Source organism: Candidatus Pelagibacter sp., from assembly GCF_052049835.1.
Classification (GTDB): domain Bacteria; phylum Pseudomonadota; class Alphaproteobacteria; order Pelagibacterales; family Pelagibacteraceae; genus Pelagibacter.
On record NZ_JBNGZF010000001.1, the window covers coordinates 202,789 to 222,950 of the forward strand.

Here is a 20,162-nt window from a genome sequence, read left to right on the forward strand (position 1 = left end):
AGTTTTAGATTTTATAGAAAGCCTTGTTCTTTAGCTTTACTAATGTAAGCAGCTTCAACATCTTTCAATGCTTGTTCAGCTGACTCTTTACCTTGTAAAAACTCAACAATCTCACTTCCTAATGCACCATGCATTAAACCCATTTGCGGTAACATTGGATATGGTTTTGCTCCCATTTTTACAGCTTCGATAACACCAATAGATTTTGGTCCTGGTACAAACCCTTCTACTAACCAAACGGCTTGATCAGCAGCATCAGCAACCATCTTCTTATTTGATGCTGCATGCGCTAAAGATCTAAATGTTGCCTCAGCATCTGCATCAGATCTGTTTTTTGCAAGTGTGAAACCATCCCACCATAATGTAGCAGCTGGAATATTTCCTCCACCTACAGTAGCAGGTCCAGTTAATTTAGTTGCCTTAGTAATGTTAGGATCACCTTCATCATCTAATAGGGTTCCTGATCTAGATGCCCATAATGTCATCAATGCAACATTACCAGATTCCCATTCCACTTTAATTGCTTCACTATCATGAGTTAAGTAATCAGGGTTACTCAATTCAGACAATTTTTTTAACATATTTAAAGTAGCAACGCCTTTAGCATTATTAATATTAGGCTCTGCGCTTCCAGATTTAAAGAATTCACCACCGTGACCAATAAACATGTTCACAAATTCTTCTGCTAAATTCCAACCAGCTTTGTATGCAGCTGCGTAAGGATATTGCATTTTACCTGAAGCTCTAATTTTTTCAGATGCTGCAACTACTTCCTCATAAGTTTTTGGAATAGCTATACCAAGGTCTTTCAAAACATCTTCTCTGTAATACAAATGTTGAGTATTAGCCATAAACGCTACAGCCATTACTTTTCCATCGATTGTAATTAATTGAGAATCTTGAATTCCTTTTCCATATTTTTTAACAAGATCATCTAATGGTCTAATTAAATCTTGGTTCATCAAAGGAACAATTGAACTATTAGCTGCAATTCTTGCTGAAAACTCAGATGGATTTGCAGTCAAAGCTGGCACAGCGATTTTATTATGCTCAGATGAGTGAGTCACTTTAAAATCAGCACTTCCTTTACATTGTTTAGAAGTTTCAACGAAAGTTCTTAATGCAGGAAAATCATTAGCCAAAATATTTATCGAACCACTTTTTATGTTACAATCTGCAAATGCAGAAGTTCCAAAAAATAGAAACAATAAAGTAACTAGTATTTTTCTCATATGTTTTCTCTCTATATTTATTTGTTAAACTATTACTTAAGTATAAAAATTATATCTATTCTAGAAGATGAATAAAAGTGATAATTTAAATCACTTTTGACGCAAGTTCCGCTCCACTCACTAACGACTCCAGCTTTTTATAAACAATATTTTCATCTACATTGCCAAAGCCAGCAAAGGTGCTAAATCCACAGTCAGTCCCAGCTAATAATTGTTCAGCATCAATGACCTTAGAAAAGGTTAAAATTCTATTCTTTACAACTTCGGGATGTTCTACAAAATTTGTTGTAGAATCTATTACACCTGGGGCAATTATTTTGTCTTTTGGAATTTTTAAATTTTGAAAAATTTGCCACTCATGAGAATGTCTTGGATTAGATGACTCAATTAGATAAGTCTGTACATTAGCTTTAAACGCAATTGGCATTATCTTTTCTAACGGAATATCATGTAGATGAGGTCCTTCATAATTTCCCCAACAGATATGCAGTCTTATACTAGAGCTGTTGATATTTTTAATAGCATTATTTAGACATTCTATTTGTTTTTCAGCTCTGATTAGAAATTCAGATTCTGATAAATCTTTAAAAGTCATATGTCTAGCAAGAGCTAAATCTGGACAATCTAACTGAAGTTTTAATCCATTTGAGGTAATTTCTTCATATTCATCTTTCATAAGGTTAGATAAGTTTTCTAAATACTCATCATCATTTTTATAAAATTTATTTGGTAAAAAAGCTGAAATAACTCCTGGCGAAGCTGAGTTCATAAATCCATCTTTATGATTATTTTTTTCTAATGCTTGCTTAAAATTATTAATATCTTTTGTTAGGGAAGTTTTATCTTTAATTTTTAATTCACTAGTACAACATGGTCTTGTGTAAGTTGGAGTGCCACCTGTTCTTGCAATTCTTTCTTTAAAAGAAGGAAAGTCATCTAAATCTTTTGGTGCTTTTCTCTCACTCTCTCCAGAAAATCCATCAATTCTATCCTTAACATAAGTAGCATAACTAATTTTAGACATCTCACCATCGCTAATATAATCAATTCCAACCTCGATTTGTTTTTTAACAATTTTGTTAACATCTTTTTGAACGACCTTATCAAATCGATTAAAATCTATTTGTTCTTTTTGATCTTTCTTAAACAAGAGTTCAGATAATTCATTTGATCTAGGCAAACTACCCACATGTGTTGTTTTAATTTTTGTCATAATTTATTTAATTAAAATTTGTTTCCAAATTGCAACTTCATCAAACAAAACCCACTCTCTTATAACATTTCCATCAACAATTTCTGCATGGTTTATCCCCATTATAAAAATATTTTTATTTGATTTTTCTCCAAAATCTAAACTGTCTTCAGAATGATTACCTTCTAAAAACCATCTTATTGACGCTTTGGGATTTTTATCTGGTTCTTCCAAATAACCAACATGCTCTATTGAAAACTTTATATTACTCAAAGTATTTTTTAAATTATTCCAAAATTTTTCAATATCTTCTCTTCCATGTCCAACTTTATTTCCAGGCCAATAAATATTCGCAGCTCTTGCATAATCAGAAAAATCATAGTTATTTTTAAAGATATTTTTCAATATTTTTGAGTATTTACCCCCAGCTGAGTCATCAGGCACAACGCTTTGTTTATAATCTGATTTCATCTCAGAGTTTGAATTGAATAATTGTTGTGCTTTGTCGGCACCTCCTTCTTTATCAATAATCATTTGGGCAAATTCTTTTGGTTTAAATCCTAGTTGTCTTACCATTGCACCTTGATCACGGACAATCCATTCATCATAGACTTGATTATTTTTACAAGCACAATCAGCAATTACTCTATAGTAAATATCTTTACCGGTTGGTTTACCATATGAACCATCACCAAGATGTGTTCCTTTACTTAGAATTCTGTGAGATGAATGATAACCCACATCATCATTTCCATTCCAGATCACATCTTCACCAAGCAACTGTCTGTTAGGAAATTCTTTTAAGGTTGCATAAGTTGCATCAATTACAGGTTTGTTTCCATAAGTAACTCCAAATGGAGATCTAACAGGAATATTATCAGTGTAAAATTGAGCAATAGACTCAACATCTTTGTTTTCCCAAATTTGTTTAGTTATTTTAAGTATGTAATCAGGAAAATTTTTATACTTTGGATCAAACCCTTTCATTAGATTTGTGTTACACAATTTAAGTAACAATCCTCTTGTTCATTTATCTTTATATTAACATTTGAATTGATTGGGATTGAAATTGTATCTTTGGGATTTAAAATACATTGAAAATCATCAATCATAATTTCCCACTTACCAGTTCTGGAAAACAATATTGTAGGTTTTTCAAACTTTAAATTAGTTATTTGTCCCTTGTTACATTTTAAAATTGAAAGGTTAAATCCAGTATCTTGATTTATTAATGGAGCATATTCTTTATTTTCAAATTTATTTCCAAGAATTTGAATTAAATCAAAATTATCGTTTATTTTATTAACTTGTTTAGAATTTTCATTATTTTTACATATGAATTTTTCTAGCTGATCTAGTTTGTAATTATCAAATTTTTTTATTTCTTCTTCAGAAATAGGTTCAAGAATACTTTTCCCTTTTGGAATTTCATTTAAAGATAAATCAATTAATGAATTATCATTTAAAAGTGCCATACCTGTTTTTTTTGCTTTTTCTAAGACGCTTGGAACCCAAGTTATTATTCCAGGATCGTCTCCACCTAAAACTACAAAAATTAAACCTTCTTCATCACCCGCATTTTCAAATGCTCTAAACATATTTGTAGGCATAGAGATAATGTCCCCAGCACTTAATATTGTTTCATCCTTGCCTTCAGCTCCCCAATAAAATTTCCATTTACCAGAATAAATAATGAAAACTTCTGCAGTTGTATGGCTATGTAAACCAGAACCATTTTTAGGCATGGCAGATACAGCACCTAGATTAAAACTATGAGGCATTGCTATTTTAACAAATTGTTTACTATCCTCTGCGACACCTGGGCCTACAATAGAATAATTTTTTCTTTCTTTGTGTCCATCCATCTTGCCCTCAACAAATGGCAAAGTACTTGGAACAAGATCTTTAAATTTAGCTAATCGATTATTCATATTTTTTTAAACTATATTTTGTGATAGTAAAATTATCTAACAAAAAATATATGCAAATAGAACAATTTGATACAGGTCTTAAGGGTCAAGAGAAAGTAGAAAAAATAGTCATATCACCCGAGGAAAATTATAAATACAAACAAGTTGTCAGAAAATATTTAAATTCAATAGTAAATGACGGCATCTCTAAACTAGATCAAAATCTTAAAAATGCTTTCTCACACAATATTAATGTTAATTGTTTTTACCCATTAAATGAATTTGTAGGAGTTGATGATTTTAAAGAAAAATTTTGGAAACCTCTTTTTAAATCATTTCCTGATCTTGAAAGAAGAGAGCAAATAGTAATTAGTGGCGCTTTTAGAGACAAAATTCAAGTAGGTTCAATTTCTTCATTATCAGGAATATTTAAAAATTCATGGTTAGGCATTCAACCTAATAACAAAATGGTAAATTTAAAGTGTTGTGAAATTCATCAGCTTAAAGATGATAAAATTATTGAGAGTTATATTTTAATCGATTTAATAGATCTATTAATACAAACTGGATCAAATCCAATTAATCTTTCAAAAGGATCTGAAGGAAATTGGTTAAATCCAATTAACACAGATGGTGTAAATTTTTTTGAAAAAGATATGGAAATTTCTAAAGCAAGTTTAGAGCAATCACTTACCATGCAGAGAAGTTTAAATATAAAACCTGAATTAGAGGTTTCTTCTGATAAAGATCTTAAGGAAAGATTAATAAACCATCCACAAAAAGATTATTGGCATGAAAAGATGATTTGGTATGGACCAAGTGGTATTGGAACCGCAAGATCTTTAGAGGGATTTGTAGACAATCACCAATTACCTTTTAGAAAAACTTTTAAGGAAAGAAATTATTGGAAACTTGGCCATTATTGTGAGTTAGGGGATGGAAAATTTTCTTTAACAGCAGGATGGAATAGTATTCAGGCAATATATGGAACTGAGGATTGGTTAGGATATAAATCTGAAAACCAAAAAGTAACTATGAGAGTTATGGATTTTTATCACCATGATGAAGGAAAAATTCGTGAAAACTGGGTTCCAATTGATATAATCCACATATTAAAACAAATTGGAGTTGATGTTTTAGAAAGTATAAAAAAATAAAATGGCTAACATAAAATTTACTGGAGTACACAAATCATTTGGATCTAATAAAATAATCACAGATTTTAATCTTTTAGGTAAAGAAGATGAGTTTCTTGTATTAGTTGGACCATCTGGATGTGGAAAATCAACTCTTCTAAGAATGATTGCTGGATTAGAAAAAATAGATGAAGGTGAAATATTTATTAATGATCAAAAAATTAATGAACTTCATCCTTCGAAACGTCAAACTGCAATGGTTTTTCAATCTTACGCTCTTTATCCTCATATGAATGTTTATGAAAACATGTCTTTTGGTCTAAAAATTGAAAAAAGGCCAAAGGAAGAAATCAACACAAAAGTAATGCAAGCTGCAAAAATTTTAAAAATTGAAGAACTATTAGAGCGAAAACCAAAACAATTATCTGGAGGTCAAAGACAAAGAGTGGCGATAGGAAGAGCTATTACAAGAAATCCAAAGATATTTTTATTTGATGAACCTTTATCTAACTTAGATGCAGCATTAAGAGCTGAAATGAGGGTTGAAATATCTAAATTACACAATCAAATTAAAACAAATATGATTTATGTAACCCATGACCAAGTTGAAGCTATGACCTTAGCAGACCGAATTGTTATTTTAAATCAAGGAAACATCGAGCAGGTTGGCACTCCTGAGGAAATTTACAATGATCCAGCAAATATTTTTGTTGCACAATTTATAGGGACTCCAAAAATGAATATTTTAGAAGTAAAAGAGGAAAATGTTGTTTCAGAAAATACAATTAAATTGTTAGGTAACGACATTCAATTTAACGAATTAAAAATTAAAAAATCAAAACATTTTGTGGGTATTAGGCCTGAACATTTAAAAGCAAATCAAAATACAAAATTTACATTTAATCCTGAAATAGAATTAATTGAAAACCTTGGTAATGAAAAAATTGTATATATGAAAAAAGATGAATACCAATTAAGTGCAAAAATTCCAAGCAATGTTAAAATAGGAAGCTCCATAGGTTTTGATTTAAATGACATTTTTATTTTTGATGAAAATGGAAAAAGAGTAAAATCATAACACAACCTATAATTGACTAATTTCAAATTTTTACCATTTTTTTGAATAAATAACATGTATGAATCACATACCTGATATGTGTCAGTCTTATCTTTGCTAAATAGAATCATTTTAATATAGTTTTAAATATTAATAGGAGGGGAAATGAAAAATATAATAAAGATGTTTTGCGTAATTTCGTTTTTTATCTCGAATATTGTTTACGCAGACATAAAGTTTTGGACTACAGAAGTTCAGCCTGCCCGAATGGCTAAGCAAGAGGAAATGGCAAAAGCTTTTGAAGCTAAAACAGGTATTAAAGTAGATGTGATCCCGGTAGAAGAAAAAGATTTGGGAACTAGAGCTACAGCTGCAGCGGCAGCAGGTGACTTACCAGATGTAATCTATCATACTTTACAATATGTATTGCCATGGGCTGAAGCAGGAATATTAGATGTAGATGCTAACAACGCTGTTGTTAAAGAACTTGGAAAAGATACATTTGCGCCAGGTGCACTTAACATGGCAAAAAAAGGTTCAAAAATTGCAGCCGTTCCAGTTGATGGATGGACACAAATGGTTGTTTATAGAAAAGACCTTTTTGAAAATGCAGATTTAGCACCACCAACAAGCTACGCAAACATTGTAGCTGCTGTTGAGAAGTTATCAAAAATTAACGGAATGTTTGGTTTTGTTGCTGCAACTAAAACTGATGAAAATTTCATGAGTCAGGTTTTAGAACATGTTCTATTAGCAAATGGGGTTAATATTGTTAAAAAGGGTGGTATCAAAAAACAAGGTAAGAAACTTAAAGAAGCATTAGAGTTTTACAAAGTAATTGCTAAAGCAAGTCCTCCAGGAGAATTATACTGGAAACAATCTAGAGCACTTTACTTTGCAGGAAAAACTCCAATGATTATTTGGTCTCCATTCATTATGGATGAGCTTGCAGGTTTAAGAGACTCAGCTCCACCAACAATTAACAGTGATCCAACATCACCTGAACTAGCTTCTAAAACTGGTTTCATTACTAATTTTAGTGGACCTAGTAATAAGAAAGGTGCTGCATGGGCAGATGTTAGATATTTTGGTATAACAGCTGATGCTGATACAGATGAAGCTAAACAATTTATTATGTACTCAATGGATGAAGGTTACACAAGTACATTATCGATAGCTCCAGAAGGTAAATTTCCAGTAAGAAGAGGAAATTCTAGTGACCCTGAGGCTTTCACAAAAGCTTGGAGTAAACTACCTGTTGGAGTTGATAGAAAAGCACCTTTGTCAGATCTTTATGACCCAGATGTTATTAATAACATTGTAGCTGGTTTAGATACTGCAAACAGATGGGGTGTTAAAGAAGGAGAACTATCAAGAGCGTCAAAAGTCATAAATTCTCAATTTATAAATAGAATTACTAGACTTTATATTGATGATCAAATTGATGTTGATGAAGCTGTTGATATGATTAACAAATCATTAGCTAAATTCAAATAATTTTAATTTTATTAAAAAAGCGGATAATATAAATTATCCGCTTTTTTTATGAATGACACTCTAGCAAATACAGAAAAAAAAACTGCATACATACTAACTTTACCTGCAGTTCTTTTAGTTTTTTCAATAATTTTATTTCCAATTTTTGCAAATATTTGGATTAGTTTTAAAGAAGTTGAATTAAAAGATATTCGAATTCCAGAACCAAGAGCAAAAAAAATTGTTAAATCTATTTTTGATGAACCTACTAAAATAAAAATATTATATAAGTTAAGAAATAGTTCATTAATTCAGGAAATTAGAGATGTTTCGTTTCAAGATAATTTTCCAAAAAATTTTGAAATAGAAAAGCTAGATCCAAGATGCTCTTATAAAAAGCAAAAACTAAAATGTGAATTTGGAAATTGGCCAGCTAAATATAGGGAAAATTTCCAAGTAATATTTGCAACAAATGATGGATCAAAAATAGACAAAAAAAATCTTAAATCAATTAAACCAAAATTAGAGGGAAAATCTGATAATATATTACTTAATACTAACTTTACTCTCAAAAACTTTAAAAAGGTTTTATTCGAAAATGAATTTGTAGACTTATTACTTACAACTTTTTATTACACTTTTTTTGGAACTGTTGGCTCAATAATATTTGGTATTTTAACTGCTCAAATGGTTAATCAAAAATTTTATGGAAGAACATTTATGAGAAGTGTTCTACTTTTCCCATATGTTGCTCCAGTTGTTGCATTAGCTTATACCTGGGAACTTTTACTAGATCCGAATAGTGGTACATTAAATAGTTTACTATTAAATTATCAAATTATTGAAACTCCAATAAATCTGCTTGGACAAAAGTATATTGAAATTAGTATTTTGGGATTTGATTTTAAATTAAGGTTAGCGCTTACAACGGTTATAATGTTTGAAATTTGGAGGTATTTTCCTTTAGCCTTTTTATTTATTCTTGCGAGACTTCAAGCAATTCCTAAAGAATTATATGAGGCAGCTGATGTTGATGGGGCTAGTCCCTTTCAAAAATTTTTTAATATTACACTTCCCCAAATTACTGCAGTAATTTCGATTTTATTCATGATTAGATTTATTTGGAATTTTAATAAATTTGAGGACGTCTTTTTATTAACTGGAGGTGCATCAGGAACAAGAACTTTACCAATAAATGTTTATCAACAAGGTTTTGCAATATCAGACATTGGAATGGGCTCAGCTGTTTCAATAGTAATCGTAGTATTACTTTTAATGTTTATGTTTTTTTATTTTAAACTTTTAGGAAAAAGAGTAGATGAGAACTAAAAATACAATACTATTTTCGTTGATATCTACTTTTTTCTTAATTTTTTTAATTTCGATTTGGAAGATATTAGCAACATTGCAAGGTTTAAGTATTAATAGTTTTAATATAGAAATAATTTTTATATTTGGTCTTTTAATATCATTAGCTAACTTAGGAATAGGTGACAGAATTAAATCAATTTATAAATCAATAATTTTTTCTGCCATATTCGTCTTTTGTGATGGTTACTTAATACAAAAATTACCAATTTGGTATAATGTGGGCGTATTTTTAATATTATATTTTTTCACCAATAAAATTAGCAAATATACTTTTATAAGTTTAAAAGAAGAACACTCTACTCAAGTAATTTTATTTGATTTTTTAACTTTATTTGGAATTTTATTTTTTTCATTTGTAATACTTTTTCCATTTTACATGATGTTGGTCACAAGTTTTAAAACACAAATAGCATTATTAGTAAATCCTTTAGATTTTAGTATAAATTTTGGCCAAGATATAAAAGATTTATTTAAATCTTATTTTGTAATTTTTAAATCTTATAAATTTGGAAAATATATTGTGATTAGTACAATTGTTTCTGTTGGTACTGTTATTATCACTCTTCTTTTTGCAATACCTGCTGCTTATGCAGTTGCAAGATTAAATTTCTTTGGAAAAACATTTTTATCTACATCTATACTTATAATATATATGTTTCCTGCAATCGTTCTTGTTATTCCGTTGTATACAATATTTAGTCAATTAGGTTTACGTAATTCAATAGAGGGTTTATTAATTGTTTATACGGCAACAACACTCCCAGTAGCTATTTATATGTTACAAGGATACTTCAAAAGCATACCAAAAGAGTTGGAGGAAGCAGCAATTTTAGACAAATTAAGTTGGTTTGGAATTATAACAAAAATTATAATTCCTTTAAGCATTCCTGCCATTTCGTCTGTTGCTTTGTATGTTTTTATGATTGCTTGGAATGAGTTTTTATTTTCTTTAATGTTTTTGGATAACCCTAATTCCTTTACATTATCAAGAGCTATTCAATATCTAAGTGGTGATGCTGAAACACCAAGGCAATACCTAATGGCAGGGTCAGTTGTTGTTACATTGCCTGTCTTATTTATATTTGTTTATTTTGAAAAATATTTAGTAAGTGGACTAACAGCTGGAAGTGTGAAAGGTTGATGAAAATTTCAATTAATAAAGCAAAAAAAACCTTATTAGGTAACAGAAGAAGAGGGTATACTTTACCAACTAATAATAAACTTTATCCGGCCCAGTGGAATTGGGATTCTGGCTTTATAGCTTTGGGCTATTCGTATTTTAATTTAAACTTTGCATTAAAAGAAATAAACACATTGCTAGATGGACAATGGAGGGATGGAATGGTTCCACATATTTTATTTCATAACACAAAAACAAATTATTATCCAAATTATACAGCATGGAATTGTGGTAATAAAATCCACTCATCTGGAATAACTCAACCACCAATATTAGCAACAATTTTAAAAGAAATTTTAAATAAAAATAAAATCAATAAAAAACAATTGTTAAATATAAAAAAAATAATTAAAAAAATTAAAAAATTTCATGAATGGTTTATTAAATTTAGAGATCCAAAAAAAACAGGTTTAGTATCTATTTTACATCCTTGGGAAAGTGGATATGATAATTCTCCTATATGGGATGAACCTATGAATAAAGTAAAAATTGAAAAAAATATAAAATATAAAAGAGCTGATAATAAAGTTGTAAATCCAGAATTTAGACCACTAGATATTGATTATGATAGGTATGTAACAATCAAAAACAATTTAAGAAAATTGAAATATAATCCAAAAAAAGTTTATAAATCCTCATTTTTTAATGTTATAGATGTTGGTTTTAATTCAATTTTTTTAAAGGCAAACAAAGATCTCGTTGAGTTATTGGATACATTTGGATTAAACAAAAAAAAAATTGATAATTATATCAGAGTGACAGAAAAAAATTTTCTTAAATTATATGATAAAAAAAGAAAAACTTTTTTTTCAAAAGATATAAAAAATAATAAAAAGATCTATATTCCATCAATAACAAATTATTTTTTATTATTTGCTGATTTAAATAATGAAAAAATTAATAAAAGACTAATTCAAAATCTTAAAAAACATAACTTAAAAGAAAAATATTTTTTTTCGTCAATCAAATCAAACCATAAAAGTTTTGAGGAGAAAAGATATTGGCGTGGCCCTATTTGGGTTAATTGCAATTGGTTTATTTATAAAGGATTAAAAAATAAAGATAGATTATTTTCTGACAAAATAAAAAACAAAACTATCCAAATGCTTGAAAAAAAAGGATTTTTTGAATATTTTAGCTGTAAGAGTGGTCAACCAATGGGGGCAAAAAATTTTTCTTGGTCAGCAGCTCTTTACTTAGACTTAAAACTTAATAAAAATTAGTTTGAAAAACCGTACTTTCTTAATCTAACATCACCTGTTCGAGCATGCGCTTCCATGCCTTCGTATCTAGAAATTCTAGCACAAGCTGCTCCCACTTCTTTAGTTGCCTCTTTACTCATTCTTTGGAAGCTAAGTGTTTTGATAAATTTTCCTACAAACAAACCACCCGTATATTTTCCAGCACCTTTAGTTGGCAAAATATGATTTGTACCTGAACATTTATCCCCGTAAGCTACAGTTGTTTCTTCTCCAATAAATAAAGAACCATAATTTTTAAGTCTATCATGATACCACTGTAAATTTTTTGTCTGCACTTCTAAATGCTCTGGTGCATAATCGTCACTTACTTTTGCGATTTCTTCATCAGTATCACATAATATTACCTCACCATAATCTCTCCATGCTGCCCCAGAATTTTCTCTAGGCAAGTCTGGTAGATCCTCAATTAATTCTGGAACCCTTTGCAATACATAATCAGCAATTTTTTTACTTTTTGTAAATAACCATGCTGGAGAATTGTAACCATGCTCAGCTTGTCCAACTAAATCGTAGGCAACCATTTCAGGATCAGCTGTTTCATCTGCAATTACTGCAATTTCTGTAGGTCCAGCAAATAAATCAATACCAACTTTTCCAAATAAAAGTCTTTTTGCTTCTGCAACAAATTGATTTCCAGGACCGACTAAAATATCAGCTGGTGCATTTCCAAATAATCCATTAGTCATTGCTGCAATAGCTTGAACACCACCTAAATTCATAATTACATCTGCACCACATAAATCAGCTGTATAAACAATTGATGGATGTACACCAACACCAGGTTTAGGAGAACTGCAGACTATTATATTTTTAACCCCTGCTACTTTTGCTGTTGTCACACTCATAACGGCTGAAGCTATATGGGCATACCTTCCTGCAGGAACATAACAACCTGCTGTATTTACTGGAATTAGTTTTTGACCTGCGAACAAACCATCAGATAACTCAACCTCAAAATCTTGCCCATAATTTTTTAGTTGTGCTTCTGCAAATTTTCTCACTCTTTCATGGGAAAATTGAATATCATCTTTTGTTTTTTGATCTAAATTTTTTTTAATTTCCTCTATTTTTTCTTTAGAGACAATTACATCACCTTCATATTTATCAAATTTCTTAGAAAGCTCTTTACATCCTTCTTCTTTAGTTTTCTCAATGTCTTTTAAAATATTTTCAACTATTTCTCTTGTTTTAGTATCATCTGTAGATGAGGTTTTAGGTGATCTTTTAAGATATGTTATTGCCATTTCTCTCCTTTAAAATTTCATTTATTTAAATGAATTTTTTTTGAAATTCAATGAATCATTTAGTCCAAAGCGACTACTGCTGCAGCAATAGAGGCCAATCGTGCCTGAGCCTCGTCAGATCTACTGGTAATTACCACAGGTACTTTTCCACCTACAACAACCCCTGCGGCACATGCACCACTAAAATATATAAGCATTTTTACCAAAGCATTTCCAGCTTCTACATTGGGAACTAATAATACATCTGCCTCACCAGCAACTAAGTTTTTAATACCTTTTATTCCAGCTGACTTTTTTGAAATACTATTGTCAAATGCTAATGGACCGAAAACATCAGCATTTAAATTTTCTTCTTTCGCTAATTTAGTAATTTCTGCAGCTTCAATAGAACTTGGTACACTTTCTAAAACTTCTTCTGTTGCAGATAATACGGAAACTTTTGGTCTTTCTATTCCTATTCTATTTGAAAAATTTACTACATTCTTTAGAATATGCATTTTTGTTTTAACATTTGGTAAAACATTTAATGCTCCATCAGTAATTATTAGTGGATTATCATCTTTATCAATAGTCATATGCCAGATATGACTTAATCTTGTTTTTCCCAACAAATTATATTCACGTTTAAGCACTTCTTTCATAAGTACATCAGTATGAATATGGCCTTTCACTATTATTTGTACCTTGCCTTCACTTGCTAATTTAGCTGCAATTTTAGCAGTATCATTTTCCACAGGCTCATGAATAAGTTCAAATTTGGAAATATCCCATTTTATATCTTCGGCACATTTTTGTATTTCTACTTCATGACCTATAAATATTGGTTCAATTAAATTTTCGTTAACCGCGTCTTGAACTGATAACATTGGTAGTGGTTTACCAGCATTGACAACTGCAACTTTAACTCCCTTTTTTTTATGAGCTAAATCTAATAAGTTGTTTGGACAGACAATTTCTTTGTTTGAAAGCATTTTCTTTAAATAAGTCAAAAAACTCAACATGTATATAGAAAAAAATCATCTAAACAAATTATGTAAAAAGTTATAATCTAGATATTAAGAGGGGGAACACTTTGGAGATTGTAACAAAAATAGCGCCAATAATTTTGGCTTTGATAATGTTAGGCTTAGGCCTAGGATTAAAGCTAGAAGATTTTGGAAGAGTATTCAAATCACCAAAAGATTTTATTGTTGGTTTTATTTCCCAATTAATAATTCTTCCAATTGTAGCATACATATTAATTTTAATTTTAAAAACACCACCTGAAATAGCAATAGGGGTTATGATCATAGCTGCAGCACCAGGAGGTGTAACATCTAATGTAATGACAAAGTTTGCTGATGGTGATGTTGCATTATCAATATCTTTAACTGCTGTAATTAGTCTATTAAGTATAATTACAGTTCCTTTAATAATCTTTACATCTGCAGACATGTTAGGGATAACAGAAGTTTCTCAAAACATTTCAATGACGGGAATAGCACTAAAAATGTTTTTAGTTGTAACAGTACCTGTAATATTAGGAATGATTATCAGAAAATTTGCTGAAAATTTCATATCTTCTAAAGTTGAAATATTTAATAAACTCAACATAATTTTGTTTATTGTTTTTTTTGTAGCAGCGTTTTATGAAGAAAGAGAAAATATTCTTAGCTTTATCAAACAAGCAGGTTTAATTGCTTTAATTTTAAATATTTCAATGATGGTTATCGCATATTACATTGCAAAAGCTCTTGCTTCAGGTGTTAAACAAATGAAGTGTATTGCTCTAGAATGTGGATTACAAAATGGTACGTTAGCCTTATTTGTCTCTACGCAAATATTTGGTACAGATATATTGTATGCATTACCAACAGGTGCTTATGCACTAATCATGTATATAACAGGATTTATTTTTATTTATTTTTTAAGAAAGTCTAATTAATTATTGATTATTCTTATTTGATTAAAAACTTTATAAATAAAATGGCTTAAGCTAAGAACATTTTTATTCACCATTCCCTTTGTTGTTACAAAAGCACTATCTTTAGCATTGAAAGAGATTAATTTTTTTTCATTTATTTGAAGATATTTTTTATCAATTAAATATTTTAGTTTTCTAACAACTGTAGGTCTTGGAATACCGGTTATCTCAGAAATTGACATAGCATTTACACCTCTTACATCAGAACCCATAACTGATTCATGGTATGAACGCATATTTTTTTTTGGAACAAAATCTTTATTCTTGACTGCATTTATTATTACTACCATGCCAATAGCTAAAACTTCTAAATCTTTAATTTCAGCTCTCCATCTATTTATATAAATAAACCAGAATTTATTAAACTGATACCAGCAATAAGAGAAATTTTCTTTCATTGCTGAAATTATTTCATTAACTGAATAAACTTCAGTTACTAGTTTTTCTTTTTTTAAAATTTTATTAAATTCATGTAATATAGTTGCAAGCTCTGTTAAAGTGTTAGTTGCTCTAGCTGAGTAGAGTGTACTTCTTACAATAAATATCTTTTTACCAGACCTTTTAATTGTTCCTTCATTTTCTAATTCTAAAACTTTTCTTCTGATACTTTCTTTTGGTACTCCTAGATCTTTTGAGATATCTGAAATATTAATTTTGTTAATTTCGATTGATTTATCCTTATAAAAAGTGTCGTAATCTATTTTTACACCATTTTGCCTGAAATATATAAGATTGAGATTTATCAGATATATAATGATAACGAATTTATCTATATCTTTGTAATGATCATATGCTCTGACAAACCAATTACTAGTTAAAGTAAAATAAGAGGGTGCCAGTGCGGCAAAATTATCTTGAATTACTTTATTTATTACTTTCTCATCAATATGATCAGAAATACTTGGTATAGCGTTCATATTTTAAAAAAAACCCAATATGAACAAAATTGAAAATAGAGTCAACCCATTTTGGACAACCCTAGTATGTAAAAATTAAACTAATAATGATTAAAATTAACCTTATAAAACAAATATGAGTACAGAAAGCTTAAATAGAACATCCGAGATTGTAGAGACCCCCTCTCAATATGTCGAAACTCCGAAAAGGGTTAACGTGGATGTTCTAAAGCAAAGACTTCTGGAAGAAAAGAAGAAGGAAAAAGTTAAACGAACAATAATTTTATCATCTGTTATCGTTTCTTTGGGTGCTCTAACGATGTTAACTTATTAAGGTTTCCAAATCTTTCTTTATTATATCCGGTATAGAAATTTCTTTTTTTGAGTTATTTTTATACCGGGCATATTTATTTTGTCCTGGATACATTATTTCCTTAACACCTTTTATCTTTGGAAGTTTTTTTATTGTTTTAATATTATCTTTAATTCGTTGGTTATAATTTTTTTGAAATAAATTTGCTTTAAAAGTAATAAATAAATGTCCAATATTTTGTGGACCTGAAAAATCATCAAATGGATCTTTAACTCTTCCCCCATGATTTCCTCCAGTTAAAACTCCACTTAATATATCTACCATCCAAGCAAGTCCTGAGCCTCTGAAACTTGCAATTGGTAATTGAACTCCCGCTAAAGCTTTTTTAGCATCTGTGGTTGGTTTACCAAACTTATCTAAAGCAACTCCCGCGGGAATTGATTTATTGTTTCTTGCTGCAACTCTTATTTTTCCTCTATTAATCATTGAGATAGATGTATCTAAAATAAATGGAATTTTAGAACCAGTAGGGGATCCAAAACAAATTGGATTTGTTCCAAATAAAGTTTTTAACGCACCATGTGGAGCAACTGCTGGAGGAGCATTTGTATATATCATTGTGATTAAATTTTTTTTTACTGCTTGTTCAGCGTAATAACCAGATAAACCATAGTGACCACTATTTTTAACTGCTACCATTCCTATCCCAGCTTTTTGCGCATGTTTAATTGCAGTTTTAATTCCCAAATCAGCTGCAACAAAACCAATACTATTATTAGCATCTATATGAGAAATAGAAGGAGAAATTTTTTTAATTTTAATTTTTGGTTTTGGATTAATTGCTTTTTTAGAAATTCGATCACAATACATTTTCAGTCTTGATAAACCATGACCATAAGCACCAACTAATTCAGCATTTATTAAAGCATTAGTTGATATTTTAGAATGTTCAGCACTTAAATTATATTTTTTAAAAATTCTATATACAAGATTATAAATTTTTTTATTTTTGATGTTCAATTAATTCCTCTATAATTTTTTTAGTATTGTATTTTTGCCTCCAATTAGGATAGTGTTTTTTAAATTTTGAAGTGTCTGAAATATACCATATATGATCTCCAACTCTTGGTATTTTAATATACTTCTTCTTTATCTTTAAATTGCATGATTTTTCAACTATATCTAGGGCTTCGATAACTGAACAATTTGAAAACCTTCCACCTCCAATATTGTAGACTTCTCCACATTTAGGTTTTTTATAAAATTCCCAAAAACAATTAACTAAATCATTGCTATGTAAATTGTCTCTTACTTGTTTTCCTTTATATCCAATAAGATTGTATTCTTTTTTTAAAATACTAGCTTTAACTAAATAAGATAAAAATCCGTGTAATTTAGCACCACTATGATTTGGTCCAGTTATACATCCACCTCTAAAACAAACAGTTTTTAAACCAACATTTTTTCCATATTCTTGTACAATTAAATCAGCATAAGTTTTTGATACTCCAAAAAAACTATGTGTAGAATTATCTATAGAAAAATTTTCTTTTATACCCTTATAATTTTTGTCTTTGATTTTTAATTCCCACCTGGTTTTTTTTTCCATGATATTTAATTTATTTGGGCTGTCACCATAAACTTTATTAGTAGACATAAAAATAAATGGCGCATTAGAGCAGTATTTTTTTGTCAACTCTAAAAGATTTAATGTTCCAGTTGCATTTACATGAAAATCTAAAAATGGAAATTTTTTACCATAATCATGAGAGGGTTGAGCTGCACAATGTATTATAACTGATATTCTTTTTGAGTATTTTTTAAATATTTTATTTAGTTTATCAAAATTTCTAATATCGATGTTTAAGTGTTTAAAATTCTTATTTTTTTTTAATAATTGTCCTTTAATCCAGTCTGTAGAACCATTTTTACCAAAAAAAAACTCTCTAAGATTATTGTCTATTCCGATAACATCAAATCCTTTTTCACAAAAAAAATTTACAGTTTCTGAACCAACTAATCCTGATGAACCGGTTATTATAGCTATTGACATTAGAAGTATTTTTTTAAAGTTTTTTTATTTTTTGTTAACCAAATAAAAACATCTTTTACTATTTTATTAATATTTTTTTTAGGTCTCCAGTTATATGTCTTTGTCGCCAGATTATTGTTTGTTACATAATAAGGAATATCATATATTGAAGTTTTTGAAATCTTTGAAAATTTTATTTTGTTTTTGGTGATTTTCTCACAAATTTTAGTCAATTCCACAAGAGATGTATAACTACTTTTGGATCCACCGACAGTAAATAATTTATTATATATTTTGTTAAATTTTTTAATTTGCATAAATATTAATTCACATAAATCATCTATATGAAGAACATCTCTTAGCTGGTGCCCGTTACCACCGTATCCAATATATTTCATTTTATCTTTAATTATATGTTTCCAAACCCATAGGCTTAAAAAACCTTGATCTTGTTTACCAAATTGTAAAGGACCAGATATTACTCCACATCTATTTATTATATATTTCAAATTAAACGCATAAGAAAATTCCTCAATCAACATTTCTGAGGAAAGTTTTGTTAGTCCATATATTGTTTTTGGTCCTTCAATTATATCTTTTTCACTGAATAATTTTTTTATTTGCAGTTTGGATATTATTTTTTTTGATTTCAAAACTTTGTTTGTTTCAGAAATTGGAAACACTCTGCTTGTGGAAAGAAAAATTATTTTTGAATTATCTTTTTGTATTTTTTTTAAAATATTTAATGTTCCAATAAAATTAGTATTTATGACTTTATCTATATCTTTCCTAGATACTTCTACCGCAGCTTCTGCACAACAATCAATTATTAAATCATATTTTGGAAGTTTTTTAATTTTTTTATAATCATAAATATCTATTTTGTAATTTTTAATATTATTTTTTTTTAATAATTCTAGATTGTATTTTGATCCTATTCTTGAAAGATTGTCTATAGATTGAATTTCAAAACCTCTTGAATTTAAGTATAGAGATATATTAGTACCTACAAAACCACAACCACCTGTAACTAGTATTTTCATTTTTTATAATTTTTATAATACTTATGTTCTAATAATATAAATTTTATAAAAACTAAAAAATTTATATACATAAACTTAAAGTCGAGTTTTATTAAATCTTTTATAGATCTATTTAAAAAGAATTTAAATTGTTTAATTGATATTTTAATTGTCTTATATACTGATGGTTCTTTAATTTTGTATCCAAAAGAATGGTATCTCCAAATTCGTTTTGACAATGTGTTCAAATCATCATCTTGCAAATGTTCTGATAGAGCTTTTGAGCAATATTTTATTTTAAATTTTTGACTTTTCTGAATTCTTTTTGAATAATCTATATCTTCACCATTAGTCAGCAATTTTTCGTTATAACCATTAAGGTATTTCCATATAGATTTATGTTGTATAGTATTACATCCATACAAAAATGGCGGGTTATCGACATCTTTATCACCCCAATTTTGACTATAGTATTTTGCTCTCCATTTGTTAAATCTATTAAATAAAAGTTTTTCTGTCATTTTACCGCCAAACATAGTTTCATTATTCTTTTCAAAATTTTTCATCATAATTTCTAACCATTTAGAATCTAACACTACATCTGCATCTATAGATGCAACTATATCGTTTTGGCTAAGTTTAATTCCTAGATTTCTATTATAACCCAATCCTTTATTAGTTTCATTTTTTATAATTTTTATATCTTTGAATTCTTTTAATATTTTATTAGTTGTATCATTCGAATTATCATCAATTATAATTATTTCATCAAATTGGTAAGATTGGTTCTGTACAGAAATTATAGTTTTCTTAATTGTTTTTTCTGCATTAAATACTGGAATATATATTGATACTTTGACTGAACTCACTTTAAAC

General features: G+C 28.9%; 18 protein-coding genes. 7 read left to right on the plus strand and 11 right to left on the minus strand.

Annotated elements, in window-relative coordinates:
• Positions 1 to 11: 11 nt before the first annotated feature.
• From ACTT9R_RS01070 to ACTT9R_RS01085, 4 genes are all read right to left on the minus strand, one after another.
• Positions 12 to 1,232: an ABC transporter substrate-binding protein gene (locus tag ACTT9R_RS01070; RefSeq protein WP_440926224.1), complete on the minus strand. Its 1,221-nt coding sequence runs from the start codon at positions 1,230 to 1,232 to the stop codon at positions 12 to 14.
• Positions 1,233 to 1,317: 85 nt separating this feature from the next.
• Positions 1,318 to 2,445, minus strand: coding sequence for a cobalamin-independent methionine synthase II family protein (locus ACTT9R_RS01075; RefSeq protein ID WP_440926225.1), 1,128 nt, complete (start codon positions 2,443 to 2,445; stop codon positions 1,318 to 1,320).
• A gap of 3 nt (positions 2,446 to 2,448) precedes the next feature.
• Positions 2,449 to 3,411, minus strand: a complete 963-nt coding sequence (locus ACTT9R_RS01080) for an ester cyclase (protein WP_440926226.1) — start codon at positions 3,409 to 3,411, stop codon at positions 2,449 to 2,451.
• Complete coding sequence (locus tag ACTT9R_RS01085) at positions 3,411 to 4,355, minus strand: cupin domain-containing protein (protein ID WP_440926227.1); 945 nt, start codon at positions 4,353 to 4,355, stop codon at positions 3,411 to 3,413. The genes ACTT9R_RS01080 and ACTT9R_RS01085 overlap by 1 nt, the downstream gene beginning before the upstream one ends.
• Before the next feature lie 50 nt (positions 4,356 to 4,405).
• On the opposite strand from ACTT9R_RS01085, the gene ACTT9R_RS01090 reads away from it, so the two are divergent.
• The 6 genes from ACTT9R_RS01090 to ACTT9R_RS01115 all read left to right on the plus strand — a co-directional run bounded on the left by ACTT9R_RS01090 (position 4,406) and on the right by ACTT9R_RS01115 (position 11,777).
• On the plus strand, positions 4,406 to 5,491 hold the full coding sequence (locus ACTT9R_RS01090; RefSeq protein WP_440926228.1) for an ester cyclase: 1,086 nt from the start codon (positions 4,406 to 4,408) through the stop codon (positions 5,489 to 5,491).
• A gap of 1 nt (position 5,492) precedes the next feature.
• The gene (locus tag ACTT9R_RS01095; RefSeq protein WP_440926229.1) at positions 5,493 to 6,548 is read left to right on the plus strand and encodes an ABC transporter ATP-binding protein; all 1,056 of its coding nucleotides are present in this window, start codon (positions 5,493 to 5,495) and stop codon (positions 6,546 to 6,548) included.
• Positions 6,549 to 6,692: 144 nt separating this feature from the next.
• Complete coding sequence (locus ACTT9R_RS01100; RefSeq protein WP_440926230.1) at positions 6,693 to 8,024, plus strand: ABC transporter substrate-binding protein; 1,332 nt, start codon at positions 6,693 to 6,695, stop codon at positions 8,022 to 8,024.
• Positions 8,025 to 8,072: 48 nt separating this feature from the next.
• Positions 8,073 to 9,332 (plus strand): carbohydrate ABC transporter permease, encoded by a 1,260-nt coding sequence (locus ACTT9R_RS01105; protein WP_440926231.1) that lies wholly within the window; start codon positions 8,073 to 8,075, stop codon positions 9,330 to 9,332.
• Positions 9,322 to 10,515 (plus strand): carbohydrate ABC transporter permease, encoded by a 1,194-nt coding sequence (locus ACTT9R_RS01110; protein ID WP_440926232.1) that lies wholly within the window; start codon positions 9,322 to 9,324, stop codon positions 10,513 to 10,515. The genes ACTT9R_RS01105 and ACTT9R_RS01110 overlap by 11 nt, the downstream gene beginning before the upstream one ends.
• The gene (locus tag ACTT9R_RS01115) at positions 10,515 to 11,777 is read left to right on the plus strand and encodes an MGH1-like glycoside hydrolase domain-containing protein (protein ID WP_440926233.1); all 1,263 of its coding nucleotides are present in this window, start codon (positions 10,515 to 10,517) and stop codon (positions 11,775 to 11,777) included. Before ACTT9R_RS01110 ends, ACTT9R_RS01115 begins: the two co-directional genes overlap by 1 nt.
• Here ACTT9R_RS01115 and hisD read toward each other — a convergent pair.
• Together hisD and ACTT9R_RS01125 are read right to left on the minus strand one after the other, a co-directional pair.
• The gene (gene hisD / locus ACTT9R_RS01120) at positions 11,774 to 13,060 is read right to left on the minus strand and encodes a histidinol dehydrogenase (RefSeq protein ID WP_440926234.1); all 1,287 of its coding nucleotides are present in this window, start codon (positions 13,058 to 13,060) and stop codon (positions 11,774 to 11,776) included. The two genes, ACTT9R_RS01115 and hisD, sit on opposite strands and share 4 nt — an antisense overlap.
• A 59-nt stretch (positions 13,061 to 13,119) precedes the next feature.
• Entirely contained in the window at positions 13,120 to 14,031 is a 912-nt protein-coding gene (locus tag ACTT9R_RS01125; RefSeq protein WP_440926235.1) for a bifunctional enoyl-CoA hydratase/phosphate acetyltransferase, read from the minus strand.
• A gap of 101 nt (positions 14,032 to 14,132) precedes the next feature.
• On the opposite strand from ACTT9R_RS01125, the gene ACTT9R_RS01130 reads away from it, so the two are divergent.
• Complete coding sequence (locus tag ACTT9R_RS01130; protein WP_440926236.1) at positions 14,133 to 14,984, plus strand: bile acid:sodium symporter family protein; 852 nt, start codon at positions 14,133 to 14,135, stop codon at positions 14,982 to 14,984.
• On the opposite strand, the gene ACTT9R_RS01135 is transcribed toward ACTT9R_RS01130, so the two are convergent.
• The 5 genes from ACTT9R_RS01135 to ACTT9R_RS01155 form a co-directional block, all read right to left on the minus strand.
• On the minus strand, positions 14,981 to 15,940 hold the full coding sequence (locus tag ACTT9R_RS01135; RefSeq protein WP_440926237.1) for a MarR family transcriptional regulator: 960 nt from the start codon (positions 15,938 to 15,940) through the stop codon (positions 14,981 to 14,983). The two genes, ACTT9R_RS01130 and ACTT9R_RS01135, sit on opposite strands and share 4 nt — an antisense overlap.
• 301 nt (positions 15,941 to 16,241) lie before the next feature.
• A complete protein-coding gene (locus tag ACTT9R_RS01140; RefSeq protein ID WP_440926238.1) occupies positions 16,242 to 17,252 on the minus strand; it encodes an Ldh family oxidoreductase in 1,011 nt (336 codons plus the stop codon).
• Positions 17,236 to 18,285, minus strand: a complete 1,050-nt coding sequence (locus ACTT9R_RS01145; protein ID WP_440926239.1) for an NAD-dependent epimerase/dehydratase family protein — start codon at positions 18,283 to 18,285, stop codon at positions 17,236 to 17,238. Before ACTT9R_RS01145 ends, ACTT9R_RS01140 begins: the two co-directional genes overlap by 17 nt.
• Positions 18,285 to 19,307, minus strand: a complete 1,023-nt coding sequence (locus ACTT9R_RS01150) for an NAD-dependent epimerase/dehydratase family protein (RefSeq protein WP_440926240.1) — start codon at positions 19,305 to 19,307, stop codon at positions 18,285 to 18,287. Before ACTT9R_RS01150 ends, ACTT9R_RS01145 begins: the two co-directional genes overlap by 1 nt.
• On the minus strand, positions 19,304 to 20,155 hold the full coding sequence (locus tag ACTT9R_RS01155) for a glycosyltransferase (RefSeq protein WP_440926241.1): 852 nt from the start codon (positions 20,153 to 20,155) through the stop codon (positions 19,304 to 19,306). Before ACTT9R_RS01155 ends, ACTT9R_RS01150 begins: the two co-directional genes overlap by 4 nt.
• Between the last annotated feature and the right edge of the window lie 7 nt (positions 20,156 to 20,162).